Genomic DNA, 15533 nt, shown 5'->3' on the forward strand with positions numbered 1-15533 from the left:
CGTCAACTGCGACGAGCGCATCGGCGGTGGTATGCTACGCGCCCATTTGCGCCGGCTGAGCTCCAATGGAGCGCCGCGTAGCTTTGCCCGATCCAAGGTGATGCCATGACTACCCGCACCGAGGCCGTAAAAGCCTACCTGCTCGACCTGCAAGACCGCATTTGCGCTGCCCTGGAAGCCGAAGACGGTGGCACGCGCTTCGTCGAAGACGCCTGGACCCGGCCCGCCGGTGGCGGTGGACGTACGCGGGTGATCGAAAACGGCGCGGTGATCGAAAAGGGCGGCGTCAATTTTTCCCACGTCTTCGGCAGCGGTCTGCCACCGTCCGCCAGTGCCCATCGGCCGGAACTGGCCGGGCGCGGTTTCGAAGCCCTGGGCGTGTCCCTGGTGATCCACCCGCACAACCCGCATGTGCCAACTTCCCACGCCAACGTGCGCTTTTTCATCGCCGAAAAAGAAGGCGAAGAGCCGGTCTGGTGGTTCGGCGGCGGCTTCGACCTGACCCCTTACTACGGCAATGAAGAAGACTGCGTGCACTGGCATCGTATCGCCGAGCAGGCCTGCGCGCCGTTCGGTCCGGATGTCTACTCGCGCTACAAGGCCTGGTGCGACAGCTACTTCCACATCAAGCATCGCCACGAGCCACGGGGCATCGGCGGCCTGTTTTTCGATGACCTGAACGAGTGGGACTTCGACACCAGTTTCGCCTTCATGCGCGCCATCGGCGATGCCTATATCGAGGCTTATCTGCCGATCGTGCAACGCCGCAAGAACGATGCGTTCACCGCCAAACAGCGCGAATTCCAGGAGTTCCGCCGTGGGCGCTACGTCGAGTTCAACCTGGTTTACGACCGTGGCACCTTGTTCGGCCTGCAATCGGGTGGGCGTACCGAGTCGATCCTCATGTCCCTGCCGCCGCAAGTGCGCTGGGGCTATGACTGGAAGGCCGAACCGGGCAGCGAAGAAGCGCGCCTGACCGAATACTTCCTGCAAGATCGCGATTGGTTGGCCAAGGCCTGAACGAGGAATCCTGATGGACCGTTATGTCGTATTCGGCAACCCGATTGGTCACAGCAAGTCGCCGCTGATCCATCGCCTGTTTGCCGAGCAGACCGCCCAGAAACTCGACTACAGCACCTCGCTGGTGCCGCTCGACGATTTTTCCGGCTGTGCCCGGGCGTTTTTCCTCGAAGGTCGTGGGGCGAATGTCACTGTGCCGTTCAAGGAAGAGGCTTTTCGTCTCGCCGACAGCCTGACGGCGCGGGCCCAACGGGCCGGGGCGGTGAATACCCTGAGCAAACTGGCCGATGGCACTCTGCTGGGCGATAACACTGACGGTGCCGGCCTGGTGCGCGACCTGACAGTCAATGCCGGGTTCAGCCTCAAGGGCAAACGCATCCTGCTGCTCGGTGCTGGCGGCGCGGTGCGCGGTGCATTGGAGCCTTTGTTGGCGGAGCAACCGGCGTCGGTGATCATCGCCAACCGCACAGTGGACAAGGCCGAGTTGCTGGCGGAGCTGTTCTGCGACCTGGGTCCGGTATCGGCTAGCGGTTATGACTGGTTGCAGGAGTCGGTGGACCTGATCATCAACGCGACGTCCGCCAGCCTGTCGGGCGAAGTCCCGCCGATCGCCGCCAGCCTGATCGAGCCGGGCAAAACGGTGTGCTACGACATGATGTATGGCAAGGAACCAACCTCGTTCTGCCGTTGGGCCAGCGAACACGGTGCCGCAGTGGCGATGGATGGCTTGGGCATGCTCGCCGAACAGGCGGCTGAGGCTTTTTTCCTGTGGCGCGGCGTGCGCCCGGATACGGCACCGGTGTTGGCCGAGCTGCGTCGGCAGTTGGCCCTCTAGGCCTTTGTGGCGAGGGAGCTTGCTCCCTCGCCACAGGGTTCAGTGTGTTTCCCGTGCGGTGTTTCAGTCTTCAAACCGAATCGGGCATTTCTCCGCGCCTTCGAGCTTGCGTAATTCCTCCACCACCTGCGGCCGCGCCTGGCGCAGGGTCAGGCTGCGATTCTGTCGCAGCAATCGCCGCGCTTCCTGATGCAGCATTTCCACGCCCGAATAGTCGATGAAGTTGATCTGCTGCGCCTCGATCACCACCCGTGCGCCGTGCATCAGTTGCAGGCGCACTTGCAGGTAATGGCTGGCGCCGAAAAAGATCGAACCGCCGACCCGCAGAATGTCCTCATCGCCATTGCGTATATGTTGTACCCGCGGTTGTGAGGTGCGTTTGAGGTAGAAGAACAGCGACGCCAGCACGCCGGCATAGATGGCCGTCTGCAATTCCAGCAGCAAGGTCGCGACGCAAGTCAGGGCCATCACCACGAATTCGGCATGGCTGACCCGCAGCAAGGCGCGAATGCCGCGATGGTCGACCAATCCCCAGGCGATCAACAGGATGCTGCCAGCCATGGCCGGGATTGGAATGTGTGCGATCAGGCTGGCGCCGAAGATCGCGAACAGTGCCACCCACAACGCCGAAAATACCCCCGCCAATGGTGAGCAGGCGCCGGCTTCATAGCTCAGCCCTGAGCGGGTAAAGGAGCCGGCTGACAGCGATCCGGAAAAGAACGCACCGATGATGTTGGATAAGCCTTGGGCGCGAACTTCCTGATTGGCGTCGAGCAACTGCTGTGACCGTGCGGACAGCGAGCGGGCAATCGACAGGCTGGTCACCAGCCCGAGCATGCCCACGGCCACGGCACTGGGCAGCAGGCGCAGGACCAGGTCGAGGTCCAGCGGTAACGGGCTGAATGGCGGTAACTTTCCAGTGAAGGCGCTGACCAGTTGCACATGACCGAACATTGCTGGCCAGAGCCAAACCAGCAGCGCGCCCAGCATCAGCGTGATCAACAGGGTCGGCCAGCGCGGCAACAACAGTTTCAGGATCGCGCCGATCACGACGGTGGCCAGGCCCAGTGCCAGAGATGGTTTATCCACCTTGTCGAGATGCCTGAATAAATTGATGAAGCTGTCCAGGGCAGTGGCCTGGCTCGGCAAGTCCAGCCCCAGCAGATTGGGCAACTGGCCGACGGCAATCACCATGGCCGCGCCCAGCGTGAAGCCCAGCACCACAGAGTGAGAGACGAAATTCACCAGTGCGCCAAACCGCAACAAACCCAGCAGCCACTGGAAAACCCCGGCCAGGAACGTCAGCAGCAGGATCAAGGTGACGTAGTCCTGCGTCGCGGGAACGGCCAGAGGACTGACGCTGGCGTACAGGACAATGGAGATGGCCGCCGTAGGACCACAGATCAAATGCCACGACGAACCCCACAAACAAGCAATCAGCACCGGGATGATCGCCGCGTACAGGCCATATTCCGGTGGCAGGCCGGCAATCAGCGCGTAGGCGATGGATTGCGGCAGCGCGAGAATGGCGCCACTGAGCCCGACAATCAGATCACGACCAACGCTGGCGCGGGTTTGCCGGGGTAACCAGGCGAGAAAGGGAAAGAGTGAATGGCGACTGGGAAGGGCCATGGGTCCTCTCGGTTGGGGATTTTCGCAAGGGTAGCAGGACGACAACGAAATTGTGGCAGGGCTATTTCTGTGGCGAGGGAGCTTGCTCCCGCTCGGCTGCGTAGCAGACGCAAGCCCGGACGACTCGATAAGACAGATTCACCGAGTTGACCGGACGGGGAGCGCTACGCGCTCCAGCGGGAGCAAGCTCTCTCGCCACAGGTCATTATCAGAGCCTGGCTTTCACCGCCGGCAACGCATCCTTGCCATCCACGGTCTTCACGCCATCAAGCCACTTGTCCAGCACCGCCGGGTTGGCCTTGATCCATGCCTTGGCCGCGTCGGCATTGCTGATTTTCTTGTTCACCACCTCGGCCATGATGCTGTTTTCCATCTCCTGGGTGAAACTCAGGTTGGTCAGCAGCTTGCCAACGTTCGGACAGGCCTGTGCATAACCTTTGCGGGTCAGGGTGTGGACGCTGCCGGTATCGCCGAAATACTTCTCGCCGCCCTTGAGGTAATGCATTTTCAGCTGCACGTTCATCGGGTGCGGGGTCCAGCCGAGGAAGGTCACGAACTTCTGTTTTTTCACGGCGCGAGACACTTCGGCGAGCATCGCCTGTTCGCTGGATTCGACCAGTTTCCACTGACCCATGTCGAAGTCGTTCTTCTTGATGATTTCCTGCAACGAGGCATTCGCGGGCGCGCCGGAGCCGATGCCGTAGATCTTCTTGTCGAACTTGTCGGCGAACTTGTTCAGGTCGGCAAAGTTATGCACACCCGCGTCCCATACATAGTCCGGGACGGCGAGGGTGAATTCCGTGCCATCGAGGTTCTTCGACAGTTGCGTGACATCGCCGGTGGCGACGAATTTGTCGTAGAAACCCTGCTGCGCCGGCATCCAGTTACCCAGGAACACATCGACCTGGCCATCCTTGAGTCCGCCATAGGTGATCGGCACCGCCAGGGTGTCGACCTTGGCCTTGTAGCCCATGCCGTCCAGCAGAAACCCGGTGATGGCGTTGGTCGCGGCGATGTCGCTCCAGCCAGGATCGGCCATTTTCACCGTATCGCAGCTCTGATCGGCAAACGCCGAAGTGCTGCCCAGAGCCAGGAGCCCGACCGTCAGTATTGTGGATAACCTTTGCATGGACTTCCCCTTAACATTATTGGTTTTGGCAGGGTTGTGGATAACGTGCTTTACGCTCCAGATCATCAAGGTCGATGTGGTTGCGCATGTACTGCTGACTGGCGTCCACCAGCGGCTGGTGATCCCAGCTCTTCAGTTTGCCGATGGTCAGCGCATCGGCAACGAAACGCCGGCGTCGTTGGCTCGCGAGCACCTGTTGGTGGATCGCGGGGATGTCCCATCGGGCCCGCGCTTCGGCGAGAAAATCGTCGAACAGCAGGCGATGTTGCGGAGACTGGCTGAGTTCTTCCAGTTCGTGCGGGTCATTGTGCACATCGAAGAGTAGGCAAGGGTCGTCTTCGCTGTAGATGAATTTGTAGGCGCCGCGGCGAATCATCATCAACGGGCTGATGGTGCCTTCGGCCATGTACTCGCCGAACACTTCGTCGTGACCGCCCTGCCCTTGCAGGTGCGGAACCAGTGAACGGCCATCGAGCGGCAAGCCCGGTTCCAGCGAACCGCCCGCCAGTTCGACGAAGGTCGGCAGCAGGTCGGCAGTGGACACTGAGGCGCTGACACGACCGGCGCCGAATTGCCCCGGGGCACTTATCAACAGGGGCACGCGAGCCGCCATTTCATACCAGTGCATTTTGTACCAGAGGCCACGCTCACCGAGCATGTCGCCGTGGTCGCCAGAGAACACGATGATGGTGTCATCGATGAGCCCGGTATCTTCGAGTGTTTGCAGGAGTTTGCCGACGTTGCTATCGATATAGCTGCACGCGCCGAAATAGGCGCGGCGGGCGTCGCGGATCTTATCCACAGGCAGCGGCTTGTCCCACAGGTCGTAGACCTTGAGCAAGCGTTGCGAATGCGGGTCGAGTTCGTGTTGATCCGGCGTCACAGGCAACGGGATATCGGCATCGTCGTACAGATCCCAGAATGCCTTGGGAATGGTGTACGGATCATGGGGGTGAGTCATCGAAACGGTCAGGCAGAACGGCCGGTCGCCGTCTTCGCGGATGTGATCGAACAAATACTGCTGGGCCTTGAACACCACTTCTTCGTCAAAATCGAGTTGATTGGTGCGTACGCAGGGTCCGGCTTGCAGCACCGAAGACATGTTGTGATACCAGGACGGGCGCACATCCGGCTCGTCCCAATTCACTGCCCAGCCGTAGTCGGCTGGATAGATATCGCTGGTCAGACGTTCTTCATAGCCGTGCAATTGGTCCGGGCCGCAGAAATGCATCTTGCCCGACAGCGCGGTGCGGTAGCCGAGGCGACGCAGATAGTGGGCATAGGTCGGTACATCGGCCGGGAAATCCGCTGCGTTGTCGTAGGCGCCAATCTTGCTCGGCAACTGACCGCTGACCAGGGTAAAGCGCGATGGCGCACACAGAGGGCTGTTGCAGTACGCGGCGTCGAATACCACGCCTTGGGCGGCGAGGCGACTGAGATTAGGCAGTTTGATCGGCGAAGGACCGTAGAACGGCAACATTGGCGCGGCCATCTGATCGGCCATGATGAAAAGAATGTTCTTGCGCTTCATGTGATCGCGGCATTCCATAGTGGATGTTTATGCGAGAGTGCTGCGATCGAGCATGTAACCCATGCACATTGCGGTAAAGCCCATGTACGGCAATGACTAGGATAAGCACAGCTTATGTATGACGCCCTGGGTGACCTGTCCCTGGATTTGCTTCGTGCGTTCGAGTCCGCGGCCCGCCAACGCAGTTTCACTGCCGCCGCTGTTGAACTCGGCACCACGCAACCGGCCATCAGTCAGCAGATCAAACGGTTGGAAGAACGACTGGCGACACGCCTGTTCGATCGTATTTATCGCGGGATCGAACTGACCGAGGCCGGGATGATTCTTTTCGAGCAAGTTCAGATCGGTTTGCAGCAAATCGATGCAGGATTAAGCGCTATCAGTGCACAACAACAGCATGAGGTGCTGCAAGTCGCGACTGATTTCGCATTCGCGGCGTACTGGCTGATGCCGCGCCTGCATCGCTTTCACGCGGCCCATCCGCAGGTGGACGTCAGCCTGGTGACCAGTGAGCGCAGCCATAACATGCTACGTACCGATATCGATGTGGCGGTGCTGTTCGGTGATGGCCGCTTCAAACAGGGCGAAAGCCATTGGCTGTTCAGTGAGGAAGTTTTCCCGGTGTGCAGCCCGCAGTTGCTGAGTGAGCGTCCCCTGCCCTTGCCCGCCCAGGCGCTGCTGGAGTTTCCGTTGTTGCACCTTCGCGGTGAAAACAGCAGCCACTGGTTTGATTGGAGCGGCGTGTTTCGCGCCTTGGGGATTACCTCTCCCCCGGCGCCTGGCCAGTTGCGTTTCGACAACTACACCCTGCTGATCCAGGCCGCGATTGGCGGTCAGGGCGTGGCCATCGGCTGGCGCCACCTTGTGGATAACTTGCTGGCGCAAGGTCTGTTGTGCCGTCCCATCGCCGAGACGGTGATATCCCGGCTGGGCTATTACGTGGTCCTGCCGCAACGCAAGCGGCGCGGCGCGTTGATTCAACAGTTTGTCGACTGGTTGATGGCCGAGCAGGCCAGCAGTGCGCAATCGCTCAATGGTCTGGCCCTGCCCTCGATTGCGGTTTAGGGTTCAGCCGCGATGAAGTTGACGTGCTCGCCGATGTGCAGGTTCAAACGCAATTCATCCGCGATTCCCACGGCAGTCCGGGTCAGACGTTTCAATGGATCTGCCAGACCTGGCTCCAGGCTGCTGCTGACCTGACTGAAATGTTCGATGGTCAGTCCGGGCACGCCCCGCGGGGCGTTTACCAGTGTCCACTGCAAGGCGCTGCTTTGCAGCGCTTCGCGTATTTCTTCGGCCGCGTGACGTTGCAGGCCGTCGTCAATCTCGGGATCGTCCAGCACCTCGAAGTCACCCACCAGAAACAACCGTGCAACGCCCGCCGCCCGCATACCATCGATCAATGCATCCACCGCCAGCACCTGCTCGACGGGGCCCGGTACGATGGTCTTTTCTACATATTCGCTGTTGAAGGGTAATCCTGGCGCGTCCAACAAGCAGATGACAGCTGAGCTGCCCGCCACGCTTTGCTTGACCCGATCGGCGTCAAACAGGTCGCCCGTCTTTGTGCGCAAGCCCGGACGTGGCGCGAGTGCCGTCAGGTCATCGAGAATGGCGATCACTTCATGTTGGCGGCGCAACATTTCAGCCATCAGCGCGCTGCCGAGGCTACTCATGGCACCATAAAGCACCACCTTCACCGCCGGGGTTTCGGCATTTTTCATGGCCGGGCTCCGTTGTTTTCTGCGTATATGGCGTGTGACCTGTGGGAAACGGTGAGGGTTCGACCGGGTTTTGGAGGGATTCAAATGCAACGGATCAAGGGCTATCACGCCCATGTTTACTTCGATGCCAGCACCATCGATCAGGCTCGGGCGTTGTGTGAACAGGCAGCACAATTGTTTCCGCTGAAGATGGGCCGCGTCCACGAACGCCCCGTCGGCCCGCATCCGGACTGGAGTTGCCAGCTGGCCTTCGGACCTGAGCTCATCGGCGATGTGTTGCCGTGGCTGGCGCTCAACCGCAAGGGTCTGGTGGTGTTCCTGCACCCGGACACCGGCGACGATCTGCTGGACCACAGCGAGCACGCCATCTGGATGGGCGCGATTCGCCCACTGGATCTGTCTATTTTTTGATCAGATGCTTTCTTCAGGCTCGCCCGGCGAATGCTCGTTCGAATGCAGCCTCGGCAAGCGGTTGTCGGTCCAGATAGCGTCCGACGACCGGTTATGCATCCGGTCAAAGCTTTCATCGGCGAAAGCTGGCTGAAAGCTTCCCCGATTAGGATCGCCCCCACTGCCGGCAACAGACCGGTTGGCCAACACGAGTGTGCGATTGCTCGCCCGGCCCATTTAACAACAACAATGGTGATCCTGATGTCCTCTTCTATCCGCCGCTTCGCTCCAACTCCGTCCGTACGCCTCGTGCTTGCCGTTCTGCGCTGATCCCGCCCGATCCGCCCTTTCCCTAGCCGCGCTACGCCTGGAGTATTCCCATGCTGACTTTCCTTGGCTTCGCCATGGTCATCACGTTCATGTTCCTGATCATGACCAAGCGCCTGTCCGCGCTGATCGCCCTGATCATCATCCCGATCGTCTTCGCCCTGTTCGGCGGCTTTGCCCCGAAAATCGGCCCGATGATGCTCGAAGGCATTACCAAGCTTGCGCCGACCGGCGTGATGCTGATGTTCGCCATTCTGTACTTCGCCCTGATGATCGATTCGGGTCTTTTCGACCCGGCCGTGCGCAAGATCCTCAAGCTGGTCAAGGGCGACCCGTTGAAAGTTTCGGTCGGCACCGCCGTACTGGCGCTCGTCGTCTCCCTCGATGGTGACGGCGCGACCACTTATATGATTTGCGTGGCCGCCATGCTGCCGCTTTACAGCCGTATCGGCATGAGCCCGCGGATCATGGCCGGCCTGATCATCCTCGCCGGTGGCGTGATGAACATGACCCCGTGGGGTGGCCCGACCGCTCGCGCCGCCAGTGCATTGCATGTGGATCCGTCGGCGATCTTCGTGCCGATGATTCCGGCGATGGCTGCCGGTGTGCTGGCGATCCTCGTCATTGCCTACTTCTACGGCAAGCGTGAGCGGGCGCGTCTGGGTGAGCTGCATCTGGTTGGCGATGAAGTCGACCACAGCGTAATCAGTGTTTCGCAGTTCCCGGATGCCCGTCGTCCGAACCTGATCTGGTTCAACGGTGCCCTGACCCTGGCGTTGATGTGCACCCTGATCGCTGGTCTGTTGCCGCTGCCCGTGCTGTTCATGGTGGCGTTCAGTATTGCGATGATCGTCAACTATCCGTGCCTGCAACAGCAGAAAGATCGTATCGCGGCCCACGCCGGCAGCGTTCTGGCGGTGGTCGGGCTGATCTTTGCCGCCGGTATTTTTACCGGCATCCTGTCGGGCACCGGTATGGTGGATGCCATGTCGAAAAGCCTGTTGGCAGTGATCCCTGATTTCCTCGGCCCTTACCTGGCCGTGATCACGGCGCTGGTGAGCATGCCGTTCACGTTCTTCATGTCGAACGATGCGTTTTATTACGGCGTGTTACCGGTACTTGCCGAAGCCGCCAGCCACTACGGTATTACCGCAGTGGAAATGGCACGTGCCTCGATCGTCGGTCAGCCCGTCCACTTGCTGAGCCCGCTGGTACCATCGACCTACCTGTTGGTGGCCCTGGCCGGTATCGATTTCGGTGACCATCAGCGCTTCACCCTGAAATGGGCAGTGCTGGTGTGCATGTGCATACTGGTTGCCGCATTGCTGATGGGGATTTTCCCGCTGTTCAGCACGCTATAAGCCCAAGACTCACCACTTCGGGTCCAGGCTTTTTGGTTTGAAGCCCGGGCCCTTCGTGGTTTAACACTCGCTCAAAGGAATACACATGGAATGGCTGACCAACCCTGAAATCTGGGTTGCCTTCTTTACCCTGACCGCCCTGGAAATCGTCTTGGGTATCGATAACATCATCATGATTTCGATCCTGGTCAGCCGCATGCCCAAACACATGCAGGCGCGCACCCGGATTTTCGGGCTGGCGCTGGCCATGGTCACGCGGATTCTATTGTTGCTGTCGATCACTTGGGTCATGCGCCTCACCGCCGACCTGTTCGTCGTGTTCGGCCAGGGTATTTCCGGGCGAGACCTGATCCTGTTCTTCGGTGGCCTGTTCCTGTTGTGGAAAAGCTCGCAGGAGATGTACCACGCGCTGGAAGGCGAAGACGAAACCAACGACGAGCCGAGTGGCGCGGGCGGCAATTTCCTCTACACCATCATCCAGATTGCGATCATTGACATCGTGTTCTCCCTGGACTCGGTAATCACCGCGGTCGGCATGGTCTCCTACGTACCGGTCATGGTCGCGGCCATCATCGTGGCCGTATTGGTGATGATGTGGGCTTCCGGCACCATCAGCGAGTTCATCGACAAGCACCCTTCGCTGAAGATGCTGGCGCTGTCGTTCCTGTTGGTGGTCGGTACGGTGCTGATTGCCGAATCCTTCGACGTGCACGTGCCAAAAGGCTACGTCTATTTCGCCATGGCGTTCTCGCTGGCGGTGGAAGCGATCAACATCAAGATGCGCACTGCGATTGCAAGAAAGAAACAGCAGCGTGACCCGGTGAAACTGCGCAAGGACATTCCGGGCCAGTAACCCGCAAATACGCAACGCCCTGTGGGAGCGAGCCTGCTCGCGATAGCGGTCCATCATTCAACATCAATGTTGAATGTGAGGGCCCAATCGCGAGCAAGCTCGCTCTCACATTTGTTTTGGGTGGCTGGAAGGTCAGGTTTCATGACGGTTTTGTTTCAATCGCTACTTTAGCTATGCGATGCTGGCGCCCAGACCGTTAGCCAACTACAGCTTAAGTACAAAACGTAGAAAAAAGCGCGGCACCGTCAACTTGCTCCTTTGGGGCGCTACCACCACAGGGGGCCTGTATGCTCACCCTGCTCAATTTATTATCTGCCGTGGCCCTGTTGATCTGGGGCACGCACATCGTCCGAACCGGCATCCTGCGGGTTTACGGTTCCAACCTGCGCCACGTGATTGGCCAGAACATGTCCAAGCGCTGGCTGGCGTTTATCGCGGGGATTGTGGTGACGGCCATGGTCCAGAGCAGCAACGCCACCGCCATGCTCGTGACCTCGTTTGTCGGTCAGGGCCTGATGGCGTTGACCCCGGCGCTGGCGACCATGCTGGGCGCCGATGTCGGTACCGCGCTGATGGCGCGGGTGTTGACCTTCGATCTGTCATGGCTGTCGCCGCTGCTGATCTTTCTCGGGGTGATTTTTTTCCTGTCGCGCAAACAGACCCGCCTGGGTCAGATGGGCCGCGTGGCCATTGGCCTGGGTTTGATCATTCTGGCCTTGCAACTGATCGTCGAAGCCGCCGCACCCATCACCCACGCCCAAGGGGTGAAGGTGATCTTTGCCTCCCTGACCGGCGATATCCTGCTCGATGCCCTGGTCGGCGCGATGTTCGCGATGATTTCCTACTCCAGCCTGGCGGCGGTGCTGCTGACCGCAACCCTGGCCGGCGCCAGCGTGATCAGCCTGCCGGTAGCGATCGGCCTGGTGATCGGCGCCAATATCGGCAGCGGCATTCTCGCGTTCCTCAGTACCAGCATGCAGAACTCCGCCGGCCGCCAGGTGGCGCTGGGCAGCCTGTTGTACAAGCTGATCGGCCTGTTGCTGATCATTCCTGTGCTCGACCCGCTGGTGCACTGGCTCGATAGTCTGGATTTCAGCCCGCAGGAAATGGTCATTGGCTTCCATCTGCTTTACAACACCGCGCGCTGCCTGATCCTGCTGCCCAGTGTCGAGCCGATGGCCAGGTTCTGTGCGTGGGTACTGCCGGAGCGCCCGCAAGCCAACGGCATGGCCAAACCCCGGCACCTGGATCCGACGGCGTTGGTCACGCCCAGCCTGGCGCTGGCCAACGCCGCCCGGGAAACCCTGCGCATGGGGGATCTGATCGACAACATGCTCGAGGCCATGCTCGATGTGCTGCAGGGCAAGCAAACCGCCGTGACCCAGGAAGTGCGGCGTCTGACCGATGATGTCGAGGCGCTCTACAGTGCGATCAAGCTGTATCTGGCGCAAATGCCCCGGGAAGACCTCAGTGATCAGGACAGCCGGCGCTGGGCGGAAATTATCGAGCTGGCGATCAACCTCAAGCTCGCCAGCGACTTGATCGAACGCATGCTGCGTAAAGTGCAGCAGCAGAAAACGTCCCAGCGTCGGTCGTTTTCCGAGGTCGGCCTGGAAGAGTTGGCAGGGCTGCACAGCCAGTTGATCTCCAACCTGCGTCTGGGATTGTCGGTGTTCCTCAGTGCCGACAAGGAAAGTGCCCGCCAGTTGTTGCGCGAGAAACGTCGCTTTCGCGCTCAGGAGCGCCGCATGGCCCATGCGCATGTCAGCCGTTTGCAACGTAAGATCGTGCAGAGTCTCGAGACCAGTTCGCTGCACCTGGAGTTGATCGCCGACATGAAGCGTCTGAACTCACTGTTCTGCAGCAGTGCCTATGTGGTGTTGGAAACGGCCGAAACCGGTGCGCTGGCGGTCGATGATTTGACCGACATTACACATTCGCCTTGAACGTCTGGCAGCATGGTCAGTCAGTACTATTGATTCAGCTCCAAGGCCGTCTTCGCGGGCAAGCCCGCTCCCACAGGTCTGCGATGTTCCTGTGGGAGCGGGCTTGCCCGCGATGGCGGACTGAAGGATGAAACGGATCTCCGATGGGTTGCCGGGAAGCTCGTTATGCGTTGTCTGTTGTTCGTCTGTCTGTTGCTTGGCTCACTCCCTTCGTTTGCCCTGGATCGTTTCCAGGTCGAGGGCTATGCCCTGCGCAACGGTCTGCAATTGCTGCTCAAGCCCGGTATTGATCGCGGTCATGTGGCGATTCGGCTGGTGGTTGGCGTTGGCCTGGATGACTTCAGCTGCGCCGACAAGGAACTGCCGCACCTGCTTGAACACTTGCTGTTCAGTGGCATCGACGCCAGCGGCGAAGGTGGCCTGGAAGAGCGCATGCAGGCATTGGGTGGCGAATGGAACGCCTACACCAGCAATGCCGACACCACGTTTGTGATCGAGGCCCCGGCGAAAAACCAGCGGCAGGTACTCGACCTGCTGCTGGCGCTGTTGACCCAGACCCGGTTCGACGAGAACGCCATCAACGCTGCCAAGCAAGTGGTCGAGCGCGAAGACGGTGGTCACTATTCTCACCTGCAGCGCTGGCTGGATCGCCAGGACCTGGGCCACACCGCCAGCAATCAACTGGCGGTGGAACTGGGCCTCAAGTGCCAGGAGCGCGCAGAAGTTGGTCAGTTGACCCGCGATCAATTGGAGAAGGTGCGAAAGGACTGGTACGCACCGAACAACATGACACTGATCATCGTCGGCGACCTGGACCGATTGCTGCCGGCTTATCTGGAGCGCACCTACGGCGCGCTCGAAGCGATCAACCCCACCGATCACCCGGCTCTGCCGCAGATCCAGTCCAGCGCTGCCCATGTGCGCGTCCTGACCCAGGGCTTTATCGGTGGCGGCGCCAAACTGCACTGGTTGGTGCCGGAGCCGGTTCAGGAAGATGAGCACGATGTAACTTTCGACCTGCTCAAGGACTATCTGGACTGGGCGCTCTATCGTCAGTTACGCCTGGCGCACGGCTTGTCCTATGGTCCGTGGGCCGAGCGCGAGGTATTTGGTGGCGTGGGCTTCATGAGCCTGAACGCCGATCTGGAGCGCGACGACGTGGCCGAGGCGCAACAGGTCCTGGAGGACTTGAAAGCCGGGCTGCTCAAGGACGGTCTCAATGCCGAGACCTTCAACCGCCTCAAACAGGCTGCCATCGCCCGCCAGGCCTGGGCCGTGCAAGGCAACAGCGCGTTGGCCGATTACTATTGGGGCGCCCTTGGGGACTATGAGGACGGTCGTTTCGTCGATCCGGCCAGAGAGTTTCAGGGCGTGACGCTGGAGGAAGCGAACAAGGCGATGCGCGAGTTGCTCATGCAACCGGGGTATCTGCGGATCGAGAAGCCGTTGCTCAGTTATGACCAGGTGCTGTGGGCAATCGGCGGCATGTTGGCGTTCCTGGTACTTGGACTATTGGCCTGGCGCATCCACCGCAAACACTAACCGACCCCCTGTAGCTGGCTTGCCAGCGAAGGTCGTCAACGATAACGGGTGTTGGCTGGATAACCCGGGGCCGTTTGCAGGCCGGTGCCTGCAGAAGTTAATGGCCTCTCGCCACACTGCCCTGCCGGCGGTAACCTGTCGGGGATTTTTCCTACGACTACTGTGAACCGCCGAATGCCTACCCTGACCCTTTTCATACAGCGCATTCTCGAACTGATGAAGCGCTACCCCGGGGTCATTGCGCTCGGTGGTTTTATCTCCGGCGTCTGCAGTTTCATTCTGGTCGACCGTCAACAAGGTCTGGCGAGCTGGATCACCACCATCATGCTGGTGAGCTGGGTCTGGTTGATGCTGGAAAACAGCCTGACCAAGCTGTTCACCAAGGTCTTCAAACGGGAAATTCCCCAGCCTCTGCTGCGTTATGCGACGCAGATGATCCACCAGGAAAGCCTGTTTTTCGTCCTGCCGTTCTTTTTCATCACCACCACCTGGAACAGCGGCCAATTATTCTTCACCGGGATGCTGGGCATCGCGGCGCTGATTTCCATCACTGACCCGCTCTACTACAAATGGCTGGCACCACGGCGATGGGCCTTCCTGGCGTTGCACACGCTGACGCTGTTCGCCGCCCTGCTTACCGCCCTCCCCGTGATCATGCACCTGACCACGTCCCAGAGTTTCAAACTGGCGCTGGGTATCGCCGTCGTATTGTCGTTCCCGAGCCTCGCTTCGATTTTTCCGATTCGGACCGTGCGCAACGCCTTGGCGATTCTGAGCATTACCGTGGGGATCGGCGGCGTTGGCTGGGTACTGCGATCGTGGGTGCCGCCAGCAACCCTGTGGATGACCGACGTGGCCATCAGCACGCAAATGCAGGACCGCACCCCCGGTGACAGCCTTGAAGAGGTCAGCGCTGAGCAGATTCGTGGTGGCGGTCTGTACGCCTACACCGCGATCAACGCTCCCCGTGGCCTGGACGAACGGATTTATCACGTCTGGCAGTTCGACGGTAAAGAAGTCGATCGCATCCCTCTGGATATTCATGGCGGTCGCAAGGAAGGCTACCGCGCCTGGACCCATAAGCAGAACTTCCCCTCAAGCCCCGCAGGCAACTGGCAGGTCCGGGTGCTGACCGAGGACGGCCAACTGATCGGCGTGCTGCGCTTCAAGGTCACTGACAGCACAGCGATCAAAGAAAAGTAATGCGGTTCGTGCTATTACGTAGGTCTGCGTAACAGCCGAA

Annotated in this window: 13 protein-coding genes; 9 read left to right on the forward strand and 4 right to left on the reverse strand. The window is 60.0% G+C overall.

The annotated features are described in order from the left end of the window. Positions 1–105: 105 nt before the first annotated feature. Together hemF and aroE are read left to right on the forward strand one after the other, a co-directional pair. Positions 106–1020 (forward strand): oxygen-dependent coproporphyrinogen oxidase, encoded by a 915-nt coding sequence (hemF, locus tag ACGJAX_RS06200; RefSeq protein WP_247255199.1) that lies wholly within the window; start codon positions 106–108, stop codon positions 1018–1020. A 13-nt stretch (positions 1021–1033) separates the two neighbouring features. Next, positions 1034–1855: a shikimate dehydrogenase gene (gene aroE, locus ACGJAX_RS06205; protein WP_390957899.1), complete on the forward strand. Its 822-nt coding sequence runs from the start codon at positions 1034–1036 to the stop codon at positions 1853–1855. Positions 1856–1918: 63 nt separating this feature from the next. Here aroE and ACGJAX_RS06210 read toward each other — a convergent pair whose 3' ends face one another. From ACGJAX_RS06210 to betC, 3 genes are all read right to left on the reverse strand, one after another. Then, on the reverse strand, positions 1919–3487 hold the full coding sequence (locus tag ACGJAX_RS06210; protein ID WP_390957901.1) for a SulP family inorganic anion transporter: 1569 nt from the start codon (positions 3485–3487) through the stop codon (positions 1919–1921). A gap of 208 nt (positions 3488–3695) precedes the next feature. Continuing rightward, the gene (choX, locus tag ACGJAX_RS06215) at positions 3696–4616 is read right to left on the reverse strand and encodes a choline ABC transporter substrate-binding protein (RefSeq protein ID WP_090327012.1); all 921 of its coding nucleotides are present in this window, start codon (positions 4614–4616) and stop codon (positions 3696–3698) included. A gap of 16 nt (positions 4617–4632) precedes the next feature. Then, positions 4633–6147, reverse strand: a complete 1515-nt coding sequence (gene betC / locus ACGJAX_RS06220) for a choline-sulfatase (protein ID WP_390957904.1) — start codon at positions 6145–6147, stop codon at positions 4633–4635. A gap of 114 nt (positions 6148–6261) precedes the next feature. Here betC and ACGJAX_RS06225 point away from each other — a divergent pair, with 114 nt between their 5' ends. Next, positions 6262–7212, forward strand: coding sequence for a choline sulfate utilization transcriptional regulator (locus ACGJAX_RS06225; protein ID WP_390957906.1), 951 nt, complete (start codon positions 6262–6264; stop codon positions 7210–7212). On the opposite strand, the gene ACGJAX_RS06230 is transcribed toward ACGJAX_RS06225, so the two are convergent. Continuing rightward, complete coding sequence (locus ACGJAX_RS06230) at positions 7209–7871, reverse strand: NAD(P)H-binding protein (RefSeq protein ID WP_390957908.1); 663 nt, start codon at positions 7869–7871, stop codon at positions 7209–7211. The two genes, ACGJAX_RS06225 and ACGJAX_RS06230, sit on opposite strands and share 4 nt — an antisense overlap. 84 nt (positions 7872–7955) lie before the next feature. On the opposite strand from ACGJAX_RS06230, the gene ACGJAX_RS06235 reads away from it, so the two are divergent. From ACGJAX_RS06235 to ACGJAX_RS06260, 6 genes are all read left to right on the forward strand, one after another. Beyond that, the gene (locus ACGJAX_RS06235) at positions 7956–8282 is read left to right on the forward strand and encodes a DOPA 4,5-dioxygenase family protein (protein WP_390957910.1); all 327 of its coding nucleotides are present in this window, start codon (positions 7956–7958) and stop codon (positions 8280–8282) included. Between the two features lie 359 nt (positions 8283–8641). Continuing rightward, the gene (locus tag ACGJAX_RS06240) at positions 8642–9949 is read left to right on the forward strand and encodes a citrate:proton symporter (protein WP_390957912.1); all 1308 of its coding nucleotides are present in this window, start codon (positions 8642–8644) and stop codon (positions 9947–9949) included. A gap of 85 nt (positions 9950–10034) precedes the next feature. After that, positions 10035–10802, forward strand: coding sequence for a TerC family protein (locus ACGJAX_RS06245; RefSeq protein WP_247255191.1), 768 nt, complete (start codon positions 10035–10037; stop codon positions 10800–10802). A gap of 287 nt (positions 10803–11089) precedes the next feature. Beyond that, positions 11090–12748, forward strand: a complete 1659-nt coding sequence (locus tag ACGJAX_RS06250; protein ID WP_390957914.1) for a sodium-dependent inorganic phosphate transporter — start codon at positions 11090–11092, stop codon at positions 12746–12748. 165 nt (positions 12749–12913) lie between these two features. Further along, positions 12914–14290 carry an insulinase family protein gene (locus tag ACGJAX_RS06255; protein ID WP_390957916.1) on the forward strand — a complete coding sequence of 459 codons (1377 nt, stop codon included), beginning with the start codon at positions 12914–12916 and terminating at the stop codon, positions 14288–14290. A 174-nt stretch (positions 14291–14464) separates the two neighbouring features. Continuing rightward, the gene (locus ACGJAX_RS06260; RefSeq protein WP_390957918.1) at positions 14465–15493 is read left to right on the forward strand and encodes a DUF5924 family protein; all 1029 of its coding nucleotides are present in this window, start codon (positions 14465–14467) and stop codon (positions 15491–15493) included. Positions 15494–15533: the final 40 nt, after the last annotated feature.

This window comes from Pseudomonas moorei, assembly GCF_042846945.1.
In the GTDB taxonomy this organism is placed as follows: domain Bacteria; phylum Pseudomonadota; class Gammaproteobacteria; order Pseudomonadales; family Pseudomonadaceae; genus Aquipseudomonas; species Aquipseudomonas moorei.